This window comes from Streptomyces globisporus (genome assembly GCF_003501885.1).
Taxonomy (GTDB): Bacteria; Actinomycetota; Actinomycetes; order Streptomycetales; family Streptomycetaceae; genus Streptomyces; species Streptomyces globisporus_D.
In genome coordinates this window covers 68,415-89,433 of record NZ_QWFA01000006.1, presented here as the reverse complement: position 1 = coordinate 89,433, position 21,019 = coordinate 68,415, and the positions used below count along the sequence as shown (strand labels likewise).

The following is a 21,019-nucleotide window of genomic DNA, read 5'->3' as shown; positions in this document are numbered from 1 at the left end:
AGGGGGCCACTCGTTCAAATTCCGGGCAGGATCACAGCCTGCCCGAGTTGCCGGCCAGCGTACGGCCCCCTGATCATGCTCGACCCCAAACCGGGCAGGACACCGGCCAAACCCGCTCCGCCGACCTATCGTTCCCCCAGAGCCAGCGCACTCGAATTCCGTGGAATCGAGCGATATACAGCGAACGGAATAAGAGAAAATCCAGGATATTGCGGCAGATCAATGAAACCCATTCCGCCCAAATGCTTCATGAGACTATTAATTCCATCTGCGAAAGCTCCCCGATTAACCGAACCTCCCGGATGCACGAAATTCAGGTCCGGCATTGTCGTATCTTCGGGACCGTAACTTCCGACACTGCCAACCAACGTCCACTCCTGAGGCTCAGTACCATATCGCGCGAACAGAATATCGGCCTCAGTGTCGAGGTACTGCCGCCCTTCCTGGAGGCGTGACCCGATCATAACTTCGCCCGAATCAACTGGGGACAGATTGATGTGAAGTCCTGGAGCAAAGATCCCCCTCGCCATTCGAATGATAGCCCTCAAAGAATCTGCGTCTACGCCTCCCGGGCCTGTGAAGTCAGGGATCGAATCCTCCAACTGACGATCCACCTCGACCTGATTCCGCTTCGCTGGGCGCGCAGACTGTTGCCCCGAATTCCCCTTGCCCGCAGGCGCTTTGACAACAGGCCCCAGGTCAACACCCAAGCCTTGAAGACCGATTGCGGCAGAGGCAAAAGCGGCAAAGACGCTCGCGCTGTAACGACTATCAAACAGAGAACCTTTGGCCGTAATGCGAACGAGCGACCCTGGCGGGGCGATGCTGCGCAAATTCCCTGACGTCCACTCAGAAAGTTCGGCCACCTCCTCCGAGATATCACGTAGTAGACCCTCGGATTCCAGCGCATCTTCAAGCGTGGGGAAGATCGCATCGCCAAGAGATTTCTGGGTATAGGTCTCAGTCCCAGTCACCTGCAAGTGTTGAGCCATGCTCCTCGGCCCAAGGGTGTTCTTCTTTTCGGTGCTACTGGTATCCCGGGTCTCCTCGGCCACCCCTCCATCCAACTGCGCCAACATGGCCCTGACTTTTTCGGTATCTACGTACAAGAACTCACGCAGAATCATTTTGTGCTCCTGACTAGTCGGGAGCGAGAGGATATAACCGCCTAGACGAACTTGTCAGCCGTTTGTCCGAAATGGCACTCAGTGCCTGCATGATGCCGTTGTATGTAGCCATGCGCTTGGTCCACCGCTACTGGCGCCCACGGCCCTGGGCGTGATCGAACGCGCAGCGGTTGACGGCGTGCCAGTTGCCTGCCAGATCGGGCGGCAAACCACGGTCACCAATGGCCTCCTAGAACCCGGGGGTACAGAGGCGACAAGGGACTGTCGTAGCTGGTCAATGGCACGATCGATCCAAAGGGAGTCGTGATTCCCAAGCTCAGGTCTCGCGTCACCACTGAGTGGGAGCGCCAGCCGGCCACCGGCAACGTCCTTCTACGTCGTTGCTGATTGCTTCTTCCCTGGGCGCTGTGCAGGACCGATCATGGGGTTCATGGTGTCAAGCATTGTCGTTCAGTACACCGATCTCCTGCGGACCAGCGACTACGACCTGTGGAGCCGGTTGCGGGTGCTCCTGAAAGATCAGGGACTCGATCCGGACCGGACGGTCGTGGTCGACCTCTTGCAGGAGGGCCCCGATCACGAGGACGGTCAAGTCATCTCCGAAGACCGCAGGGTCTACAGGTTCACTCTCTACTACGACCAAGCAGCAGAGCACGGCGCGCGCAGCGCCTACCTAAGCGGCTGGACCGACATCACCGACTCTTGGCGGATCGGATCGCTGGCTACCCGAACAGCAGACGCCTTCGCTTGGATGTCATCGCCCACCGAGTCGAGTTGACTGCTGCCGCAAGGACGGGCCAGCCGCTGGCCCGGCTGAGTGTCTAACTGCGTGACAACGCCGCCGAACAACGGCGAACGGGCACGGACGCCCGTGGACCATCAACGCAGGCGAGAGGTTCCCCGGCCCGGGACGGAGGCCCCAACCGAGTTGCTTCGGGACGAAGGGGTCCTCAGTAGAGCAGCTCAGTCCCGCATCCCAAGCAACCGCCTCCACCCGGTGGTGCCCCTCGGGAACCGCGTAGCGGCTGGAATGGTCGTCATTGACCGATCCCGCTAGAGCTACGGATCAGAGGGTGTCCGGTCCCCGAACGGGCTCGATCGGCCGTATATCTGCGGGGGAATCGCGGATACTTATGGACAGGACGCACGAAGATGGCCGCCGACCTATTCGCCAGGTCGGGGGCCGTTCATCTGCGGCGAGTGGGAGCTCCCAACCTACGATGAAATCTCTGCCAGGAAGACTCTTGAGGCGATCAGCTTGCGTCGGGTCGTGACTCCAGTAGGAGCTGCCGCGTAGTCCAGATGGCGGGTCGCGCTGAGCGTATCCACTGGAGCGGAGAGATGATCAACCCACCTGGCGCGGAGCTCCCGAATCCGCTGCCACACCGAAAGAGGTGACAGCATGGTCGCCGCAGACTCCGCGAGCACCTCCGGCAGTCTGATTGTCTCGGTGCTGTCAGCAGTTGCCGCCTCGGTTATCGGTATCGCAAGTCTGTGGTTTCAGGAGTGGCGCGCACGGCGGAGTGCGGAAGTGCGACGCAGAAGAGAACTTGATGAAGCCAGGGCCTATCTCGGGTTTCTAACTGACTGGTTCACAACCCGAACAATGATCGAGCCGAATGCCAGCATCGCGTCGACGCGAGCATGGGCAGCGAGTGTATTGAGCAGGCAACTCTATGACCTGCATACATCGTTCAGCGTGACACCGCATCAGGAACGCACTCGGTTCTGGCCTCTCTGCCGAAAACTGTTGCTGTTGTACCCGCTGCGGTCCCTTGCAGGATCTCTGGTGCGACTAGTGTTCTATCTGGTTGCGATCATTGTGTTCAGCGTTACGCCTGGTCTCCTACTCGACAAGGACAATGGATGGGGCGACAGGATCGGTGCGTCGCTGCTGCTGATGGTGACAGGCGTTGGTTGCCTCTACGGTTTGTGGCGTCTCGTGGCGCGTTTGTCGCCGGGTGCCGAGTGGCGGGTTAGCCCACGGCGCGGATAGGACGACCTGCCCATCCGCAGGGAGCACAGCGAAAGCTCAGGCCGCCGGCAAAGAACCGGGAGCCTGGGTCCGGTTTGTTCCCCTGTCCATGCTTCGTGGTCAGCGGCAGTGGGGGCAGCGACCTCGTTCGTCAAGGGTCTCGGGATGTGTGTGTCCACAACCAGCACAGTCGAGGGGATCTTCCCTGTAGGTCTTCGGCGCACCGTAGACCAGCGCCCCTCCTGCTGGGGTGCGAGCGGGGTCGTCATCTTCGCTGTAGTAGTAGTTCGGCGCCCTCGTGAGGTCGCCCCCCGGCAGGTCGTACTGTGCGTACCAATCCTCAATCGAGTCAGCCATGTATGCCCCATCGGTCCAAGCTCGCGCCATTGCAACCGCGGTCGATACCAGCTACGGGAGCGGCACGGGCAGAGTTACAGCCTGAGGATCATCATGGCTGTCGCTGCTGAAGATCGTGCGCAATCAAGGGAATTACCGTGTGATCGGCATGTCGTGCTGGTCTGGACAGCAGAGGTGCTCCGTGTGCGATGCGCGCTTGAATCGTGCCACGACGAGGGGACAATCGTGGGCATTACGAGGGGCCGACGGCCGGCCGGACTGCCAGTGGCCGCAAGCTGCTACAAGTGCAGTGGCCTGCTGAGACGCAGTTCAAACGGAAGTCAGCCGGTAAGACCAGAGGCCCATAGCACCTGATCTGGTCAGTGCCATGGGCCTCTCTTGTCGTGCAGGTCGGCGGGCTGTAGATCAATAGGCGGACTCACGCGGATCGCTCGTTGGCTGGCGGCGACCGCGGCTCGTTGCGACGCGGAAGATGTCCCGCAGAGCCCCGGTCAGCTCTCTGATCAGGCACCGCATCTCGTCATGGGACGTGTCCTCGTTGTCGAGAGCTTCTGAGGCCTCTTCCAACAGTGCGCGGGCCGTGTCGAGTTGGGCCGCTTCGATGTCGTCTGCGAGCCGGGACATGTAGCCGTCCGGGTCGTCCGTGCTCAGGTAGCAGGGCTTGTCCCCCGGGCCCGACCACGGGAGGAGCCGAAGTTCGTTCGGTGTTGTCATCCCTGGGTTGGCCTCTCGTTGAGCACGTGGTGGGCGGTGAAGACGGCGTCGACTCGGTCTCCCGGAAAGGCCAGGAGCGCGGCTTCAACAACGCGTCCAGTGGCGTCGGTGGCGATGCGAGTGATCGCGAGGACGGCCATGTTGTTTCCGATGCGGAGGGCCGACGCTTCGTCTGGAGTGGGAGAGCGGGCGGAGACCGTCTCTCGGATGGTGGCCGGCGACGGGCCGAGGACGGCGAATCTCGTGGCTGCCTCCCGGCACACGGAGTCGTCGTCGAGGACTCCGGCCGGGGCCAAGTCGCGCGGGATGTAGATGCGAGCCAAGCCGTGCGGCGAGCCTTGTTCGAGGCTGAGGCAGGTGTACTCCGCGAGAGGGCTGCCCGTTGGCACCTTCAGCAGCGTCGTCAGGTGCACGGAGGCCGGAACCGTGGTGCTGCGAACCGTGATGCGCAGCGTTGGCTCAGCCGCGGTCCAGGGGTCCAGCGTGCCCCAGCCTCCGACGTACATGATCTTGCGGCGGGGGTGACGGACGTAGTTGCCCTTGCCGTGGATCTTCTGGACGAGTCCTTCGCCTTGGAGCACGGCGAGAGCGCGTCCCAGGGTCACCGTGCTGACCCTGTAGCGGGCGGCCAGGTCGGCTTCGGACGGGAGACGTTCGCCAGGCTTGATGCTGCCCGTCGTGATCTGGTGACGTAGGTCGTCGGCGATGTCGTGATGGCGTCGGGACACGGAGCCGGTCACCGCCTTCTCAACAGTCGCAGGGCGGTGAGCCGGGTGCGGGCGTGTATGGCCAGCAGTTCGCCCGACTCGAAGACCAGTTGCTTGGCCCCCTGGGGGAGCTGGAAGAGGTCGCTCACTCGGCAGGCCAGACCGCCGAGTTGGATGATGTCGCCCCGTTGCACGGTGGCCGCAGTGACTTCGACGGGGTAAACCAGTGCACCGCCGGGGGCCGGGGCCCTCATGCCATCACCTTCACGGGCACGGACGGGTCCGGGGTCGGATGGCACGGACAGATGCACACCTCGTAGATCACCGGTACGTCATCCGTTCTCGCAGGTGGGGACGGCTCGATGCAGGAATGGTGCGTCCCGATCCAGCAGGCGATCGAGCGGTAGGGGACGGAAGCTGTGCCCATTGGGTGCAGTTCTCGGCGAGGAGGCATCAGTGGGCCCCCGCGAGGGCCGACCATGCGTCGGCCGGCAGGTGCGGGGCGACGAACACTGAGCGCGTCCGTGCACGCTGCTCTTCCAACGCCAGCAGGTACGGACGGACAAGCGCGACGTCCTCTCCCCTCAGCGGGTAACGGTGGAGCGGGCCGACCGGAGTCCGTCCAAGGGCGGCGGTCGAAGCGTCAGCGGGCGTGGGGCAGGTGGGAGAGGCCAGCGGCCGGGAGTGCGTTAAGGGACGGCGATGCCGGCCGTTGGGGAGGCACCGCACTCTGGTGCGTGCGATGGCTCGGCGGATACGGTTGAACATGCTGTTCAGCTCCTATCGCTGATAGCCCGGTCCCCCGACGTCGCCTGTCGTGGGGACCGTTTTACGTACGACCGCCCATAAGGTGCGGCCGTTCAAGCTGGTGGCCACGAGCCCGAATCGATCGGCATCAGCCACCGCGTCCAGGACCTCCCGCCATGAGTCGGCGGAGAGCGTGTCCGGTACTTCTGCCTCCACCGTCGTGAACCGGGTGTCCTCCTCCACGCGCGGGCGGAGGCCAGCGGCAGACAAACGGGCGGCGATAGCCGCCGCGGTCACTTCCGAAGCGGACACAGCGCACCCTCCGTTGCCAGCGATCACTTTCAGTAAAGCTACTTAACTAGATTAGAGCTAGTGGACTAGATTTTCCATATGTCTGAGCAACCGCCGTACCTCCGCATCGCCGACGAACTCCGGCAACGCATCGCGGAGCACGTCTGGGAACCGGGCGACCGCCTCCCATCCCGCGCCCAGATCGGCCAGGAGTGCGGCGTGGGCGAGAACGTGGTGCGCAGAGCACAGGAGTTGCTGATCTCCCAAGGCGTGCTGGAAGGCCGGGCCGGATCGGGCACCTACGTCGCCGAGCCCCGGGAGCGCGTGAGAGTCGTCCGGTCGTCGGCGCGTGAGCAGCCCAGCGGGTCCCCGTTCCGCCAGGACATGAAGGCCCTTCGCCTACAGAGCGACTGGGAGAGCCGGACCGACGCGAAGGTGCCGGCCCCGGCGGAGATCGCGACGCGGCTCGGGATCGCCGAAGGCGAGCCGTGCGTCCGGACGACGTACGAGTTCCTTGCGGACGGGAAGCCAGTCCAGTTGTCGACGAGTTGGGAGCCGTACGCCGTCACTGGCGGAACCCTCGTCGTTCTCCCCGAGGGAGGGCCCCACGCGGGGGCCGGGGTCGTGAACCGCATGGCCGAGATCGGAGTCACCATCAGCCACGCGGTGGAGCAGCCCGAACCCAGGCACGCGACCGCCGAGGAAGCATCGCTACTCGGCATCCAGAAAGCCGCGCTCGTGACGCACATCCGGCGGACGTACTACAGCGACGACGGCCGTCCCGTGGAGACAGCGGACATCGTGGTGCCCGCAGCGCATTGCGAGATCGTCTACGAGATCCCGATCAACCGCTGACGAGCTGTCCCGGCGGCTCCAAAGCCGTGGCCCAGCCGTGCCCCCTGCGTGCCCCTTCCGTGCCCGACAGAGCGGGAAACCAGGGGGAACAGCGGTGCCCGGCAGGGAGCGGGCATGGCAGAGGCCCCCGACCATATGTACTGGTCGGGGGCCTCTCGCCTGCGGTGGGTGTGGGATTTGAACCCACGGTGACATCGCTGCCACGACGGTTTTCAAGACCGTTCCCTTAGGCCGCTCGGGCAACCCACCCCGCGTCGGCCGCCCGGTCGCTGTGCAAGCCGATGAGCCGTCAGGCCCGCGAGGGGCCGGTTCGACGCGTGGGACAGCCTAGCCGGTCAGCTGTCACCCTCGCGCTGGCCCAGGGTGACTTCGGCCGTGGCCTCCTTGCCGTCGCGCTCGTACGTCAGGGTCACCTTCTCGCCCGGCTTGCGGGTCCAGATCTCGCCGATCAAGGTCGGGCCGCTGTCGATCACCGTGTCGTTGAACTTCGTGATCACGTCGCCCGCCTTCAGGCCCGCCTTGGCCGCCGGGCCGTTCGGGGTGACGGCGGGCGTGCCGCCCGCGCCCTCGGCGGAGATCGCCGCGCCGCCCGTCTTCTCCTCCATCGTGACCGTCGCGCCGATCACCGGGTAGACCGGCTCACCGGTCTTGATCAGCTGCTCGGCGACGTTCTTGGCCTGGTTGATCGGGATCGCGAAGCCGAGGCCGATCGAGCCGGCCTGGGACTGGCCGAGGCCGCCGCCGGTCGACTGGATCGCCGAGTTGATGCCGATGACCGCGCCCGTCGCATCCAGCAGCGGGCCGCCGGAGTTGCCCGGGTTGATCGAGGCGTCGGTCTGCAGGGCGCTCATGTACGAGTTCTTGTTGCTCTGGCCGTCCCCGGACGCGACCGGGCGGTTCTTCGCGCTGATGATGCCCGTGGTGACCGTGTTCGAGAGGCCGAAGGGTGCGCCGATCGCGATCGTCGAGTCGCCCACCGCGACGCTCTCCGAGTTGCCCAGGGGGAGGGGCGCCAAGCCCTGCGGCGGGTTCTTCAGCTTCAGGACCGCCACGTCGTAGCCCTGCGCCCGGCCGACCACCTCGGCGGCGTACTTCTTGCCGTCGGAGAACGTCGCCGACAGCTCGCCGGACTCCGCTGCCGAAGCCACCACGTGGTTGTTGGTGAGGATGTGGCCTTCCTTGTCGTACACGAAGCCCGTGCCCGTGCCGCCCTCGCCGTCGCCGCCCTGCGCGTCGATCGTGACCACGCTGGGGAGCGCCTTCGCCGCGACCCCGGCCACCGTGCCCGCCGGGCGCTTCAGGTCCCTCGGGGTGTCCGACGCCGAAACCGTCGTCGAGCTGCCGGACGAACCGTCGTCGTTACGGTCGGCCGCCCAGAAACCGAGGGCTCCGCCGATGCCGCCCGCGACGAGCGCCGCGACGGCCACCGCCGCCACCAGGCCGCCGGCCCTGCTCCTGCCGTCCCTGCCGCCGCCCGCGGGGTCCGCGCCGGGCGGGACCGGAGCGCCCCAGACCGGGCCGTGGCCGCCGCCGTTGCCGATACCACCGGCCGCGTGACCGGATGCGTGACCGGCCGCGTGACCGGCGTCTCCGCCGGCGTACGACGGGACGGCGGGCGGGGGCGGCGGCCAGGAAGCGGCGCCCGCGGGGAGGTCGGGCTCCGCTCCGTATGCGGGGTTCGTTCCGTACGGGGAGTGCTGCGGCGGCTGAGGCGGCTGGTTCGGGGCCGGGTGGGCGGCGCCCTGGCCGTACGCGGACGTGCCCGCGGGTCCCGGAGCGCCCTGGTGCGTCGGGTTGTGGCGCGGCGCCTCCGCGTGCGCCGGCGCGCCGGGCGTCCCCGCGCCGGACGCGCCGGACGCGCCCGATACGCCGTCAGAGCCCGAAGCGCCGGAGGCGCCCGGCGTCGCACCCGTGTCGTGCACCGGCAGACGCGCCGTGTCCTGCGCGGGCGCGTCCTGGGCCGCGGGCGTCCGCGGCAGAGACGTGGTTTCGTCGGCGGCCGGTTCAGGAGTGTCGGCCGGCACGGGAGGTGCGGACGGCACGGCCGGTACCGCGCGGTCCTCGTTGCCCTCGTTCTCGGTGCTCACAGCTCTTTACTCCTCGGTTCCACTCGGCATCCAGTCGGCATTCGGCAAGAAATCCGCTGTGCACGTGTCTGCGGTCAGCTTTTCCCACAACACGTCGGGCCACTGTAAGCAGGACCTGTGCATCCGCACACCAATCTTTACATCCGACAAAACAGACCTCCAGGGTGACATGTGCTCAGCCATCCCCTCGGCGGTGACACCATGGCCCGGGTGACCCACGTACGGCAGCGCAGCGCGCACACCTCCATCCAGGTCATCGCCCACCGCGGGGCCTCCGACGACGCCCCCGAGCACACCCTCGCCGCCTACCGCAAGGCGATCGAGGACGGTGCCGACGCCTTGGAATGCGATGTCCGGCTCACCGCCGACGGCCACCTCGTCTGTGTCCACGACCGGCGGGTGAACCGTACGTCCAACGGGCGCGGCGCCGTGTCCGCCCTGGAGCTCGCCGACCTCGCCGCCCTCGACTTCGGTTCCTGGAAGGACCGCGAGGAGTCGCCCGACTGGGATCCGGTGCCGGGCGAGCTCACCTCCGTACTCACCCTGGAACGGCTCCTGGAGCTCTTCACCGAGGTACGGGCCACCGGGCGGGATCTGCAGCTGGCCATCGAGACGAAGCACCCCACCCGCTGGGCCGGGCAGGTCGAGGAGCGGCTCCTGGAACTGCTGAAGCGCTTCGGGCTGGCCGAACCCCCCGCCGACGGGCCCTCGCCCATCCGCATCATGAGCTTCTCCGCTCGCTCCCTCCACCGCGTCCAGGCGGCCGCCCCCACCCTGCCCACGGTCTACCTGATGCAGTTCGTCTCGCCCCGCATGCGCGATGGGCGGCTGCCCGCCGGGGCCCGGATCGCGGGGCCCGGCATGCGGATCGTGCGCAGCCACCCCGGATACATCGAGCGGCTGCACCGCGCGGGACACCGGGTGCACGTGTGGACCGTGAACGAACCGGCCGACGTCGAGCTGTGCGCCGAACTCGGCGTCGAGGCGATCATCACCAACCGCCCGAAGCAGGTTCTGTCCCAACTGGGTCGCATTTAGTCCCAACTGGGACGCATTTAGTCGGTAATCGGTAAGGAAAAGGGCGCGCCGCGCCTCCGACCTCGGGCGTTACGGGGTGTGCTCCGGCGCATTCGCTGCGCGTCCGATCGTGACGAGTGCGTCACCCTCAGAGCATTGGCCGGTTTCCGGCACAGCCCAGTGGGGCATCCAACCCGTGGCGTGGGGCAAAGGAGGTCTCGGGGGTGGCGTTGGTGGTGGCACAAGAGGTGCCCGCGTCGTCGAGCATGGCCATTCCTCATGGTCCTGCCGGCGTGGGGCAGGCACGACACCGGATGCGTGAGCAGTTGCGCGGCAACGGGGTGTCGGACGCGGTCGTCGACGACGCTGTTCTGATCCTTTCCGAACTTCTCAGCAACGCCTGTCGGCACGGCAGGCCACTCGGACGGCACACGGACGTCGGCGACGGCGACATCCGCGCCGCCTGGCGGGTGGACACCGGCGGCGGGCTCACCGTCGAGGTCACGGACGGCGGCGGTCCGACCCGCCCGGTTCCGGCCACCCCTTCGGTGACGGCCCGCGGCGGCCGGGGCCTCAACATCATCAGCGCCCTGGCCCAGGAGTGGGGCGTACGGGACGACGCACCCGGCGAGGTCACCGTCTGGGCCCTGGTCTCCTCGAAGAAGCCGCCCGGCATCGGAGGCAGCGGCTCCGACGCGAACGGATCCAGCAGGAACGGATCCGACGGACGCGGCCGCGGTACGAACCGTGTCGCCGCGAACGGCGTCGGCGGGCTCACCGGGTTCGAGGGCCTGGACTTCTCCGACGTCCTCGACGACGTGGGCTGAGAGCCGGAGCGAAGTGCCTTCGCGCGTACGTGGGCGGGGCACGGCTCCCCGGGCGGCTAGGCTCGCGCCGAGTCCGCACTGTCGCAATCGGGAGAATGCCCACCATGGCCAAGAAGCGCCCTCAGTCCAAGGCCGGGAAGCAGCAGCTCAAGGACGGTGAGATCCCGGTCGTCGGGGCCCGTGAGCCCTGCCCGTGCGGATCGGGCCGCCGTTACAAGGCATGTCACGGACGCGCCGCCGCCCAGGCCGTGACCGAGCTCGTGCATCGCCCCTTCGAGGGACTGGCGGGCGAGTGCGACTGGGTCGCGCTGCGCGAGCTGGTGCCCGCCGCCACGGTCGAGCTGACCCTCAAGGACGGGCTGCCCGAGGGGGTTCCGTCGGTGAAGCTCGCGACGGTCCTGCCGATGGCCTGGCCTGCGCTGCGCCGCGACGACGGTTCCGTCCTGCTCGCCCTGCAGAACGACACCTCCTCCGGCGACCTCAGCCGCGACCTCGCGGACACCCTCCAGCGCGCGCTGGAGGCCGAGCCCGGCACCCCGGTCGCCGCCCGCCGCGTACCGGCCGACGGTCCGCGTCTCCAGGACCTTCTCGCCCCGGACGCCGCCTTCGAGCCGGAGGTGCACTCCGGGTTCGAGTTCTGGGTGCCGGACGCGGAGAATGCCACCGCCGAGGTGTCCGCCTCGCTGGAGCGCGCGAACGCCGCCGCGATCCCGACGACGCTGCTGTCCGGCGTCGACGCCGCGTACTGGTGTGAGACCCCGGAGAAGAACCACCTGCGCTGGGTCATGCCGCACCCCGAGGAGCAGCTCCTCGACGCGCTCGCCCGGCTGCACGCCGCGGGCACCTCCTCGCTCGGCGACGACACCCGGCTGGTCGGCTCGTTCCGGGCCCACGGTCTCGTGGTCCCCGTCTGGGACCTGCCGAGCTCGATGGGGGCCGAGGCCTGCGAGAAGCCCGCCGTCGAGTTCGCCGAGCGACTGGCCACGGCGCTCGCGTCCGACGCCCCGCTCACCGCCGAGGAACGCCGCGCCCGGGGCGGTCTCACCAACCGTCAGGTGACCCTCAGCTGACAGTGACATCGGGACGCCGCAGACGGTGACCCGCGTCACAACTCGCCGTACTCGCAAGTAAATACGCGTCCCTACAGGCGAGATCGAATTTGCGAACAGCAGATCTCTTGTTACGGTTCTAGAAGCCCGGTCGCTGGTGCATCCCCCGTCGCCAGCGACCGGGCGTCCTCGTTTCCGGCTGCGGCCCGCCCCGTGACACCCCCGGGTGCGGCGCTCAGCCCCCGGCGACCGACGCCCGTTCCTCAGCCCCCGGCGCTCGTTCCGATCCGGCGCGCAGCAGCAGCGGCGCCTCCTCCACCGGCCCCGCGCCCACGAACTCCGCGACCGCCGTGGCGGCTCCGGGCGCGCCCGACGAGGGGACGCCCGGCGTCTCGCAGGTGCCCGGCTCGTCGTGCGCGGCCGGTGCGCAGTGCAGCTCCACGGTCCGCCCGCCCGGCCCCATCAGCGTGAGCACGGAGCGGAGTTCCTCACCGGTCGCGTTCCGGTAGTAGACGCGCGCCCACACCGCGTCGCCCCGGGTCATGACACAGGTCTGCGCTTCGACGACCTCCGGTGCGACCACCTCGGGCCCGCACCGGGCCGCCGTACGCGACCGTCCAGACGCTGCCGTACCCGAACGATCAAACTCCGGCAGGGAACCGGCTTCCGCGCTCATTCCCGATGGCGATTTCGGCAATGTCGAAGAAAGGGCGGCGGGATCATCTCCGGAGAGATGATCAGAAACCTTTGGCCTATGCCTTTCTGGCGGCCCGCCAGATGATTTCCCGGCGACCGGATCGACCGATACGGCATCCGGAGCAACGGCGGGGTGCGCGGAAGCAACCAGCGGAACGAGACTTCCACCCACCACGGCTGCCGTGAGACCGATCATGCGGAGATTCATGGTGGCCCCACCTGGCAACTGCGCGGAATTCCTGACGACGGGCCGACGATATCGACGGAATGCGGGCCGCCGGGGCGCCCGGCACCCGATTACCCCGGATCCTGCCCGGCTCACACCCGTTCGAGTGAGCCGGACGCCGGGCTGGCCCCTCCCGAAACTCCAGGAGGTCAGTAGGCGAGCCGGCTGCCCCCGCCCGGCGCGCCGGTACTCGCCTCGACCAGGGCGTCCAGGACGGCTTCGACATCCGGGAGCCAGGGGGACGCGACCGCCGGAGCGCCGCCCTCCGCCCGCCCGTGGGACACCACGGAAGCGGACGTTCCGAGCGGTGCCACGGATCGCTCCCAGCGGACCTGGCCCGCGCCCGTCCGGGACGGCGGCAGGACGAGATAGCCGCCCTCGCCGTGGAACCGGAGCGAGCTGGGCACCCAGTCCTTCGCGTACAGCAGTTCGCCGAGCCGCTCCAGGGTGTACGGCGCGACCAGCAGCGACCACCGGGTGGGCGTCGCCACGACGGGGCCGAGCCGCATGCCCAGCGCGTCGAGGGCGCTCAGCGCTCGGGCGCCGGCCACGGCGGGCAGGCTGACCGCGCAGGGCGCGCTGCCGCCGGTCGCCAGCAGCACGGGGGCGGTCGGGCGGTTGGTCCACCACCAGCGCACCATGCGCTCGTCCGTGGTGGCCGCCAGCAGGCCGGGGTCGAAGGGGTGTGCGCCCGGTACGGCGCAGTCGGGTTCGGGGCAGGCGCAGCCGAGGCCATCGCTCTCGCCGTACGGGGCGGCGGCCTGCGCCGTCCCCACTCCGGGAAGCACGGGCCATTGCCATACGGTGGCGCAGGTCAGGGCCGCGTCGAGCCGGGCGGTCGCCTCCTTGCGCCGGAGCCGGAGCCTGCGTCGCCTTCCGAGGATCTCGCGCATGAGCGCTCGTTCCTTTCCGTTGAACGCCGAGTCCACATGACACCACGCGTGTGTGACACCACGTGCGTATCTCTTCGCTGTGCGTACGTGCTCATCAGTTCTGCGGTACGGGCGTGCCGTCGATACCGAGCGTGAGCCGAGCCGAGCCGAGTGGAACCGATCCGAATAGAACCGATCTGGGGTGGAACAGAGCCGAGCCGAACTGAGCAGAGTCGAGCGGAGTCGTGCTGCTCCGGCGAAGTCGTGCGGGTCGAACCGAGCGGGTCGAGCCGGGCCGGCGGTCGCCGGGCGAGGGTGGCCTGCGCCTCGCCTGCCGTCCCTGGTGCGAACCCCGCCGTCCGGGGCGGGGGCGTCACGTTCACGGGTTAGGACGCCCGAACCCGCTGCCGGGTTCCTGGGCGATCACAACTGCGCCCGCGCATCACCGTTTACGTACCCAGCATGCCCGGGATGACGCTCCTCCGGCGACCTGACCCCGGAGGTACCCCTGTCGAACGGCCCCAGTCGATCGCAAATAGCGCCCATAGGGTGCATTTTTTGGCCAAGTTAACCGACACTGGGAGAGCACGAATCGCCCGGTCCCCGAAGGGACAATGCTGGACATCGGGTTACTTGTGCGTGTACATGTGGATGCACTGATAGTGGCGCAGAATCACATGGGGGTTTGCGATGCTATTCGACGAATCGCACCGGTCGGAAAGCTGGCTGCCATGAGCGCCCCACACCTGCCGAAAGTGGCTGGAATCGATCCAGAGGTTCCGGTTTCAACGCACACTCCCGCGCCCCTGACAGAGGTCCCGGGACCGCCCGGAGCCTTCATCCAGGACCGCCTGGCGGGCTGGGTCTCGGACCTCACGACCCTGCACGAACTCACCGAGCGGCTGGCCGGGACGAGCACCCTCGACTCCGCCCTCGACGAGCTGCTGCAGGCCGGAGCCGCCCTCGTCGGAGCCCGCCGCGGACTTCTCGTTCTGGAACCGGCGAACGGCGAAGGCCCCTTCGCCGCCCGCGGTCTCGGGCTCACCCACGCCGAGCTCGGGCACCTCGAGACCGTGCCGCGCGCGGCCACCGCGCTGGGCCGCGCCCTCGACGGGCTGCCGGACACGGCCGACGGCATCGCCAACCCCGACCTGCTCGGCGAGCAGGACCTCGACCCCCGGCACCGCGACGTCGCCACCCGGCTCGGCTACGCCGCGAGCTACGCCCTCCCCCTCGCCTCCGAGGCGGCCGGCCGGCTCGGCGCGGCGCTCTGGCTCTACGACGAACCGGCCGAGCCCGCGCAGAAGCAGCGCCATCTCGCCGGCCTCTACGCGCGCTACGCCACCGAGCACCTGGCCCGCCTGGTCGAGCTGGAGCGCGCCCGGGCGGACGTCGCCGCCGTCGCCGAGGAACTGCTGCCAAGACGGCTCCCCCGGATCCCCGGCGTCCAGCTCGCCGCCCGGCACCGCACCGGCCCCCGAGGCGGCGGCGACTGGTACGACGCGCTGCCGCTGCCCGACCGCACCCTCGGCCTCGCCGTCGGCTCCGTGGGCGGGTCCGGGCCGAGCGCGATGGCCGCGATGGGCCGGCTCCGCGCCAGCCTGCGGGCGTACGCGGTGATGGAGGGCGAGGACCCCGTCGCCGTACTCTCCGACCTGGAACTGCTGCTGCGGCTCACCGAACCCGCGCGGACCGCGACCGCCCTGTTCGCCTACTGCGAGCCCGCCGCCCGCAAGGTCGTGCTGGCCGGGGCCGGGCACACCCCGCCGCTGATCCTCGGCGACCGGCGCTGCGAGTACGTCGAGACGACGCTCTCCGCCCCGCTCGGGATGCTCGCCTGCTGGGAGGCGCCGAGCGTGGAGTTCAGCCCGGCACCCGGCGAAACGGTGCTGCTCTACACGGACGGGCTGCTGCGCCGCACCGGGGACGCGATGGACCGCGCCTTCGCCCGGCTGCACTCCGCCGCCGCTTCCGTACCGAAGGCGGACCGGCACGATCCGGCGGCCGTGGCCGACCGCGTCCTGCGCACGATGCTCCCCGACGGCCTCGACCGGAGCGACTCCACCGAGGACGTCGTGATCCTCGCCGCCCGTTTCGACTGACCACCGGCTGACGTCCGGCGGCTCTCTCCGGTAACAGGCCCTTCGACCCTGGGCCCCCTTCCGTACGCCCGTACGATGGGTGATGGTCCAGTGTCGTATCAAGGAGAGACAAATCGTGTCTGAGGAGCTCATCCCGGAGACCCCGGAGCAGGAGACCGAAGAGAACGAAGCAGCGGAGGCGATCAAGCAGCGGAAGAACGGCCTCTACCCGGCCGTCTCCGACGAGCTCGCCGAGAACATGAAGTCGGGCTGGGCCGACACCGAGCTCCACGATCTCCAGCCGATCCCCCAGGCCGAGCACACCGCGAACCGCCGCGCCGCGCTTTCCGCCCGCTTCCCCGGCGAGCGCCTGGTCATCCCCGCGGGCAACCTGAAGACCCGCTCCAACGACACCGAGTACGCCTTCCGCGCCTCCACCGAGTACGCATACCTCACCGGTGACCAGACGCAGGACGGCGTCCTCGTCCTGGAGCCGACGGGCGACACCGGCCACGAGGCCACCATCTACCTGCTGCCGCGCTCCAACCGTGAGAACGGCGAGTTCTGGCTCGACGGCCAGGGCGAGCTGTGGGTCGGCCGCCGCAACTCCCTCACCGAGGCCGAGCAGCTGCTGGGCGTCCCCGCGAAGGACGTCCGCGAGCTGCCCGCCGCGCTGGCCGAGGCCACCGGCCCCGTCCGGAACGTCCGCGGCCACGACGCCGCCATCGAGGCCGCCCTCACCGACAAGGTCACCGCGGAGCGCGACGAGGAGCTGCGCGTCTACCTCTCCGAGGCCCGCCTGGTGAAGGACGCCTTCGAGATCGCCGAGCTGCAGAAGGCGTGCGACGTCACCGCGCGCGGCTTCGAGGACGTCGTGAAGAGCCTCGACAAGGCCGAGGCGACCAGCGAGCGCTTCATCGAGGGCACGTTCTTCCTGCGCGCCCGCATCGAGGGCAACGACATCGGCTACGGCTCGATCTGCGCCGCCGGGCCGCACGCCACCACCCTGCACTGGGTCCGCAACGACGGCGCGGTCCGCGCCGGCGAGCTGCTGCTCCTGGACGCCGGGGTCGAGACCAACGACCTCTACACCGCCGACGTGACGCGCACCCTGCCGATCAACGGCACGTTCTCGCCGCTCCAGCGCAAGATCTACGACGCGGTGTACGAGGCCCAGGAGGCGGGCATCGCCGCCGTGAGGCCCGGCGCCGACTACCGCGACTTCCACGACGCCGCGCAGCGCGTGCTCGCCGAGAAGCTCGTCGAGTGGGGTCTGCTCGGCGACCTGTCCGTGGACAAGGTCCTGGAGCTGGGCCTCCAGCGCCGCTGGACCCTGCACGGCACCGGCCACATGCTCGGCATGGACGTCCACGACTGCGCCGCCGCGCGCACCGAGACGTACGTCAACGGCACGCTGGAGCCGGGCGTCTGCCTGACGGTCGAGCCCGGTCTGTACTTCCAGGCCGACGACCTGACCGTGCCCGAGGAGTACCGGGGCATCGGCGTCCGGATCGAGGACGACATCCTCGTCACCGAGGACGGCAACCGGAACCTCTCCGACTCGCTGCCGCGTCAGGCGGACGAGGTCGAGGCCTGGATGGCGCAGCTGAAGGGCTGACCCCTCCCGTACGACACACGCCGGGGCGCGCCGCTCACTACACCGTGAGCAGCGCGCCCTCGCGCCATTTCAGGACCTTGTCGAAGCTCACCACCGCGCCGCGGCCCGGCCGGTTGCCGAACTGGACGTGGTCGGAGAGCTGCTGGATCAGGTCGAGGCCCCGGCCGCTCTCGGCATCGGCTTCGGCTTCGGCCTGAGGGGAATGCGCGGCTGGGCGAAGCGCGCGGCGGGCCGGAAATCCCGGCCCCGAGTCGCTGACCTCGATACGGCATTTCTCGCCGTCCAGATAGGCCGTGACCCGGTACTGCCCGGAGTCCACGGAAGGGCGACCGGTCCTGGTATCCCCGGGCTCCCCGAACACCGTCCGGTCGCCGCCGTGCTCGACGGCGTTCGCACAGGCTTCGCTGAGCGCGACCGACAGGTCGAAGGAGATGTCCGGATCCACCCCCGCGGTTTCCATGGTGCCGAGCAGAAAACGACGGGCGAGCGGAACGCTCGCAGCTTCGCGCCGCAAATGGAGAGACCACCAGATGCTCATCTTTCAGCCTCCTGGCTGCGGCTCGACGTATCGATACGTATTGCCGCCCTCGGCACTTCGTAAGCACGGATCGGGTGGGAGAGCCCTCGTTCGGCGGATGTGGATATTCGGCCGCCCGGTGTATAAACCGGCCCGGTCGCAGGTCACCGGGGGCGCGTTCCCGGTTCCCGACGTGCGCCCACCGGTTCGTACATCCCCCGCGAACAGGCGCAACAAGCACGGTTGGGGACGGAGGCTGATCTTCCGGACCTGCCGTACGGCGCACGGGGGTGCAGTGCGATGATGTCCCGGCCATGTCCACGCCTCTCGCACGCGCCGGAGCCGGTCTGCGGCTCATGAGGGCCGCGGTGTTCACCGCGGTCTGCGTCGTGCTGTCCGCGGCCGGACACATGCTCGCCGCCGGTACGGCGGTCCCCGCGTGGACACTGCTCGCCGGATTCCTCGGCGTCCTCGCCGTCGCCGCCCTCCTCGCCGGACGGGAACGTTCCCTTCCGGGCATCGTGGGCGCGCTGGCCGGCGGGCAGATCCTCCTGCACGTGCTCTTCGCGTACGGCAGCCACGGCAGCGCCCCGACCGGCGCCGCCGGGACCACGGGCGGCGACAACCCGCTCATCCGGTTCGCCTCCGGGCTCGTGTGCGGCGAGGGAACGACCCGGCTGAACGCGGCCGAGGCCCACCGCATCGTCTCCTCCGCGGGCATCGACCCGTCGACGTTCCCGGGGGCCCACGGTCACCCCGGGGCGGGCGGCGTGTCCGGAGCGGCCCAGGCCGCCGCACCGGCGGGACCGGACGGGGCCTCGGGCATCGCCCAGGTCTGCGCCGCGGTCACCGCGATGCTGCCGAGCCTGCCGATGTTCCTGGCGCACGTCCTCGTCGCGCTCGCCACCGGCTGGCTGCTGCGCCGCGGCGAGATCGCCCTCTTCGCGCTGGCCCGGCTCTCCGCCCACAGCGCGCAGGCGCTGGCGGCCGGGGCCCGGCTCCGGTCCCTGGGCGTCGCGCTCGCCCTCGTCCGCGCGCTGCGCGCCGGGGAGCGGGAGCGGCTCGTGGCCGGACCTTGCGCTCCGCGCCACGGCGACGACGTCCCCCTGCCGACCGCCGGGGATCCCCTGCAGCACCTGGTGATCAGGCGCGGGCCGCCGGCCCCGTACGCCCTCGCAGCCTGACGCGACGCCTCCACCGGGCCCGCGGGCCGCTCGCGCACGCCCCTGTGCGCGCGACCGTCCGCACGGAACCGCACCCCGAGGTGTCGTGATGCCGCCGCGCATCCGCGCGCCGGACCACCGTGTTCCGTTTCCCTGTGGAGATTCCTGCCATGAAGCTTTCCCGTATCGCCCTCGCCGGCGGCGTCGCCGCGTCCACCGTCCTGCTGATCGCCGGCCCGGCCGCCGCCCATGTCAGCGTCCAGCCGGTCGGCGAGGCAGCCAAGGGCGGATACGCCACGCTCAACTTCAAGGTCCCCAACGAGCGCGACCAGGCCTCGACGGTGAAGCTCGAAGTGAACTTCCCGGCCGACCACCCGCTCTCCTCCGTCACCCCGCAGGCCGTCCCGGGCTGGGACATCAAGATCGACAAGAGCAAGCTCGACAAGCCTCTCGAAGTGCACGGCAAGAAGATCACCGAGGCCGTCTCCAAGGTGACCTGGACCGCGGACGACAGCGAGATCGCCCCCGGCTACTTCCAGCAGTTCCCGGTCTCCGTCGGCGCGCTCCCCGAGGACGCCGACCAGCTCGTCTTCAAGGCCGTCCAGACGTACGACAACAAGGAAGTCGTCCGCTGGATCGAGGAGCCCACCGAGGGCGGCGAGGAGCCCGACAGCCCCGCCCCGGTTCTCAAGCTGTCCGCCGCCTCCGACGACCACCACGGCGGTGGCGCGGCCGACGACGCCAAGGAGGGCGACGACCACAAGGCCGCCGACACCGCCGCGTCGACCAAGGAGACCCACGCCGCCGCGTCCTCCTCCTCCAGCGACACCACCGCCCGCACCCTGGGCATCATCGGCATCGTCATCGGTGTCGCCGGTGTCGCGTTCGGCGTGCTCGCCGGACGCCGCCGCTCGGCCTGACCGGCCGGTTCCCTCACCCGCACCACGTTCAGGACACCTCTTTCATGCGCAACAAAAAAGCAGTGACGGCCGTGGCGTTCGCCGCCGCGGCCGCACTGGCCCTCTCCGCCTGCGGCTCCGGTGACGACAAGACGGGCTCCTCGGCGATCGCCGACGTCAGCGCCGCGCCGAAGGACAAGGCCGCCACCGTCCTCGACCAGCCGTTCACCAAGCCGAACCTCGTCCTCACCGACACGAACGGCAAGGAGTACGACCTCCGCGAGGCGACCAAGGGCAAGCCGACGCTCATCTACTTCGGCTACACCAACTGCCCCGACGTCTGCCCGCTGACCATGAGCAACATCTCCCTCGCCAAGCGGGAGCTGCCCAAGGCCGACCAGGACAAGCTCCAGGTCGTCTTCGTCACCACCGACCCCGAGCGCGACACCCCCGCCTCGCTCGGCAAGTGGCTCTCCGCCCAGGACCCCACCTTCACCGGCCTCACCGGCGACTTCCCGACCATCCAGGCCGGGGCGCGCCAGATCGGCATCGGCATCGACGCGCCGAAGAAGGAGAAGGACGGGACCGTCGTCTCGATGCACGGCGCCCAGGTCATCGCCTTCTCCCCGAAGACGGACGAGGGGTACGTGCTCTACGGCGAGGACACCTCCGCCGAGGAGTACACCAAGGACCTCCCCAAGCTGATCAAGGGGGAGACCCCGTGAACCGCCGCCGCACGGCTCTCGCCGGCGTCCTCGCCCTCACCACCGGGCTGACGCTGGCCGGGTGCTCGTCGGACAGCGGGTCGGGCGGCGAGCCGGAGCTCAAGGTCGTCGGCGCCTTCATGCCGCAGCCCGTCAGCGACATGGCCGCCGGTTTCCTCGTCGTACAGAACAGCGGCGGCACCGCGGACCGGCTCACCTCGGTGACCAGCCCGCTCTCCGACGACGTCACGATCCACGAGACGAAGAACCAGAAGATGCGCGAGGTCTCCTCGTTCGAGGTGCCCGCCAACGGCGAGCTCGATCTCGAACGCGGTGGCAACCACATCATGTTCATGAAGCTCAAGCAGAAGCCCCAGCAGGGCGAGAAGGTCTCCGTCGAGCTGCACTTCGAGAAGGCCGACCCCATCACGGTCGACCTGCCGGTGAAGGAACCCACCCACAACCCGAAGAAGCAGTGAGGGACTGAATC

At 68.9% G+C, this 21,019-nt stretch carries 21 protein-coding genes and 1 tRNA gene; 12 read left to right on the top strand and 10 right to left on the bottom strand.

Annotated features, from left to right (window positions below; genetic code table 11):
- Positions 1–125: 125 nt before the first annotated feature.
- Entirely contained in the window at positions 126–1,127 is a 1,002-nt protein-coding gene (locus tag D3105_RS34320) for a DUF6414 family protein (protein WP_123947560.1), read from the bottom strand.
- A 421-nt stretch (positions 1,128–1,548) separates the two neighbouring features.
- Here D3105_RS34320 and D3105_RS02455 point away from each other — a divergent pair, with 421 nt between their 5' ends.
- Together D3105_RS02455 and D3105_RS34315 are read left to right on the top strand one after the other, a co-directional pair.
- On the top strand, positions 1,549–1,905 hold the full coding sequence (locus D3105_RS02455; protein WP_118899525.1) for a hypothetical protein: 357 nt from the start codon (positions 1,549–1,551) through the stop codon (positions 1,903–1,905).
- A 624-nt stretch (positions 1,906–2,529) separates the two neighbouring features.
- Positions 2,530–3,123, top strand: coding sequence for a hypothetical protein (locus D3105_RS34315; protein ID WP_123947559.1), 594 nt, complete (start codon positions 2,530–2,532; stop codon positions 3,121–3,123).
- Positions 3,124–3,864: 741 nt separating this feature from the next.
- Here the strand turns inward: D3105_RS34315 and D3105_RS02450 are convergent.
- The 4 genes from D3105_RS02450 to D3105_RS35130 all read right to left on the bottom strand — a co-directional run bounded on the left by D3105_RS02450 (position 3,865) and on the right by D3105_RS35130 (position 5,939).
- A complete protein-coding gene (locus tag D3105_RS02450) occupies positions 3,865–4,173 on the bottom strand; it encodes a hypothetical protein (RefSeq protein WP_118899523.1) in 309 nt (102 codons plus the stop codon).
- Entirely contained in the window at positions 4,170–4,913 is a 744-nt protein-coding gene (locus D3105_RS02445) for a GntR family transcriptional regulator (RefSeq protein ID WP_118899521.1), read from the bottom strand. The genes D3105_RS02450 and D3105_RS02445 overlap by 4 nt, the downstream gene beginning before the upstream one ends.
- A complete protein-coding gene (locus tag D3105_RS02440) occupies positions 4,910–5,134 on the bottom strand; it encodes a hypothetical protein (protein ID WP_118899518.1) in 225 nt (74 codons plus the stop codon). Before D3105_RS02440 ends, D3105_RS02445 begins: the two co-directional genes overlap by 4 nt.
- 526 nt (positions 5,135–5,660) lie before the next feature.
- Positions 5,661–5,939, bottom strand: a complete 279-nt coding sequence (locus tag D3105_RS35130) for a hypothetical protein (protein WP_030342769.1) — start codon at positions 5,937–5,939, stop codon at positions 5,661–5,663.
- Between the two features lie 78 nt (positions 5,940–6,017).
- Between D3105_RS35130 and D3105_RS02420 the strand changes: the two genes are divergently transcribed.
- A complete protein-coding gene (locus D3105_RS02420; RefSeq protein ID WP_024491523.1) occupies positions 6,018–6,773 on the top strand; it encodes a GntR family transcriptional regulator in 756 nt (251 codons plus the stop codon).
- Positions 6,774–6,935: 162 nt separating this feature from the next.
- Here the strand turns inward: D3105_RS02420 and D3105_RS02415 are convergent.
- Both D3105_RS02415 and D3105_RS02410 read right to left on the bottom strand, forming a co-directional pair.
- Positions 6,936–7,022: transfer RNA gene (locus tag D3105_RS02415), tRNA-Ser, on the bottom strand.
- A gap of 86 nt (positions 7,023–7,108) precedes the next feature.
- Positions 7,109–8,860 carry a S1C family serine protease gene (locus D3105_RS02410; RefSeq protein WP_118899511.1) on the bottom strand — a complete coding sequence of 584 codons (1,752 nt, stop codon included), beginning with the start codon at positions 8,858–8,860 and terminating at the stop codon, positions 7,109–7,111.
- A 171-nt stretch (positions 8,861–9,031) separates the two neighbouring features.
- Between D3105_RS02410 and D3105_RS02405 the strand changes: the two genes are divergently transcribed.
- From D3105_RS02405 to D3105_RS02395, 3 genes are all read left to right on the top strand, one after another.
- Entirely contained in the window at positions 9,032–9,898 is an 867-nt protein-coding gene (locus tag D3105_RS02405; RefSeq protein ID WP_240646772.1) for a glycerophosphodiester phosphodiesterase, read from the top strand.
- Between the two features lie 116 nt (positions 9,899–10,014).
- Positions 10,015–10,704: an ATP-binding protein gene (locus tag D3105_RS02400; RefSeq protein ID WP_118899509.1), complete on the top strand. Its 690-nt coding sequence runs from the start codon at positions 10,015–10,017 to the stop codon at positions 10,702–10,704.
- Positions 10,705–10,808: 104 nt separating this feature from the next.
- Entirely contained in the window at positions 10,809–11,774 is a 966-nt protein-coding gene (locus D3105_RS02395) for a DUF5926 family protein (RefSeq protein WP_073822394.1), read from the top strand.
- Between the two features lie 214 nt (positions 11,775–11,988).
- On the opposite strand, the gene D3105_RS02390 is transcribed toward D3105_RS02395, so the two are convergent.
- Both D3105_RS02390 and D3105_RS02385 read right to left on the bottom strand, forming a co-directional pair.
- Positions 11,989–12,336, bottom strand: coding sequence for a hypothetical protein (locus D3105_RS02390; protein WP_240646771.1), 348 nt, complete (start codon positions 12,334–12,336; stop codon positions 11,989–11,991).
- 488 nt (positions 12,337–12,824) lie between these two features.
- Positions 12,825–13,568 (bottom strand): bifunctional DNA primase/polymerase, encoded by a 744-nt coding sequence (locus tag D3105_RS02385; RefSeq protein WP_118899505.1) that lies wholly within the window; start codon positions 13,566–13,568, stop codon positions 12,825–12,827.
- Between the two features lie 593 nt (positions 13,569–14,161).
- On the opposite strand from D3105_RS02385, the gene D3105_RS02380 reads away from it, so the two are divergent.
- Positions 14,162–15,649 (top strand): PP2C family protein-serine/threonine phosphatase, encoded by a 1,488-nt coding sequence (locus D3105_RS02380; RefSeq protein WP_206272625.1) that lies wholly within the window; start codon positions 14,162–14,164, stop codon positions 15,647–15,649.
- Between the two features lie 115 nt (positions 15,650–15,764).
- The gene (locus tag D3105_RS02375; RefSeq protein WP_118899501.1) at positions 15,765–17,246 is read left to right on the top strand and encodes an aminopeptidase P family protein; all 1,482 of its coding nucleotides are present in this window, start codon (positions 15,765–15,767) and stop codon (positions 17,244–17,246) included.
- Between the two features lie 37 nt (positions 17,247–17,283).
- Here D3105_RS02375 and D3105_RS02370 read toward each other — a convergent pair whose 3' ends face one another.
- The gene (locus tag D3105_RS02370) at positions 17,284–17,784 is read right to left on the bottom strand and encodes an ATP-binding protein (protein WP_118899498.1); all 501 of its coding nucleotides are present in this window, start codon (positions 17,782–17,784) and stop codon (positions 17,284–17,286) included.
- 293 nt (positions 17,785–18,077) lie between these two features.
- Here D3105_RS02370 and D3105_RS02365 point away from each other — a divergent pair, with 293 nt between their 5' ends.
- The 4 genes from D3105_RS02365 to D3105_RS02350 all read left to right on the top strand — a co-directional run bounded on the left by D3105_RS02365 (position 18,078) and on the right by D3105_RS02350 (position 21,008).
- Positions 18,078–18,947: a hypothetical protein gene (locus D3105_RS02365; protein ID WP_118899496.1), complete on the top strand. Its 870-nt coding sequence runs from the start codon at positions 18,078–18,080 to the stop codon at positions 18,945–18,947.
- 149 nt (positions 18,948–19,096) lie between these two features.
- Positions 19,097–19,846 carry a YcnI family protein gene (locus tag D3105_RS02360; protein WP_118899494.1) on the top strand — a complete coding sequence of 250 codons (750 nt, stop codon included), beginning with the start codon at positions 19,097–19,099 and terminating at the stop codon, positions 19,844–19,846.
- Between the two features lie 44 nt (positions 19,847–19,890).
- Positions 19,891–20,550: an SCO family protein gene (locus D3105_RS02355; RefSeq protein WP_032748381.1), complete on the top strand. Its 660-nt coding sequence runs from the start codon at positions 19,891–19,893 to the stop codon at positions 20,548–20,550.
- The gene (locus D3105_RS02350) at positions 20,547–21,008 is read left to right on the top strand and encodes a copper chaperone PCu(A)C (RefSeq protein ID WP_118899491.1); all 462 of its coding nucleotides are present in this window, start codon (positions 20,547–20,549) and stop codon (positions 21,006–21,008) included. Before D3105_RS02355 ends, D3105_RS02350 begins: the two co-directional genes overlap by 4 nt.
- Positions 21,009–21,019: the final 11 nt, after the last annotated feature.

What these genes read in the sequence shown, in the direction of transcription:
- D3105_RS34315 (WP_123947559.1), top strand. Translation starts at nt 2,530, where the DNA reads ATGGTCGCCGCAGACTCCGCGAGCACCTCCGGCAGTCTGATTGTCTCG.
- D3105_RS02420 (WP_024491523.1), top strand. Translation starts at nt 6,018, where the DNA reads ATGTCTGAGCAACCGCCGTACCTCCGCATCGCCGACGAACTCCGGCAA.
- D3105_RS02360 (WP_118899494.1), top strand. Translation starts at nt 19,097, where the DNA reads ATGAAGCTTTCCCGTATCGCCCTCGCCGGCGGCGTCGCCGCGTCCACC.
- D3105_RS02450 (WP_118899523.1), bottom strand. Translation starts at nt 4,173, where the DNA reads ATGACAACACCGAACGAACTTCGGCTCCTCCCGTGGTCGGGCCCGGGG.
- D3105_RS02370 (WP_118899498.1), bottom strand. Translation starts at nt 17,784, where the DNA reads ATGAGCATCTGGTGGTCTCTCCATTTGCGGCGCGAAGCTGCGAGCGTT.
- D3105_RS02355 (WP_032748381.1), top strand. Translation starts at nt 19,891, where the DNA reads ATGCGCAACAAAAAAGCAGTGACGGCCGTGGCGTTCGCCGCCGCGGCC.
- D3105_RS02395 (WP_073822394.1), top strand. Translation starts at nt 10,809, where the DNA reads ATGGCCAAGAAGCGCCCTCAGTCCAAGGCCGGGAAGCAGCAGCTCAAG.
- D3105_RS02455 (WP_118899525.1), top strand. Translation starts at nt 1,549, where the DNA reads ATGGGGTTCATGGTGTCAAGCATTGTCGTTCAGTACACCGATCTCCTG.
- D3105_RS02440 (WP_118899518.1), bottom strand. Translation starts at nt 5,134, where the DNA reads ATGAGGGCCCCGGCCCCCGGCGGTGCACTGGTTTACCCCGTCGAAGTC.
- D3105_RS02365 (WP_118899496.1), top strand. Translation starts at nt 18,078, where the DNA reads ATGTCCACGCCTCTCGCACGCGCCGGAGCCGGTCTGCGGCTCATGAGG.
- D3105_RS02380 (WP_206272625.1), top strand. Translation starts at nt 14,162, where the DNA reads ATGCTGGACATCGGGTTACTTGTGCGTGTACATGTGGATGCACTGATA.
- D3105_RS34320 (WP_123947560.1), bottom strand. Translation starts at nt 1,127, where the DNA reads ATGATTCTGCGTGAGTTCTTGTACGTAGATACCGAAAAAGTCAGGGCC.
- D3105_RS02385 (WP_118899505.1), bottom strand. Translation starts at nt 13,568, where the DNA reads ATGCGCGAGATCCTCGGAAGGCGACGCAGGCTCCGGCTCCGGCGCAAG.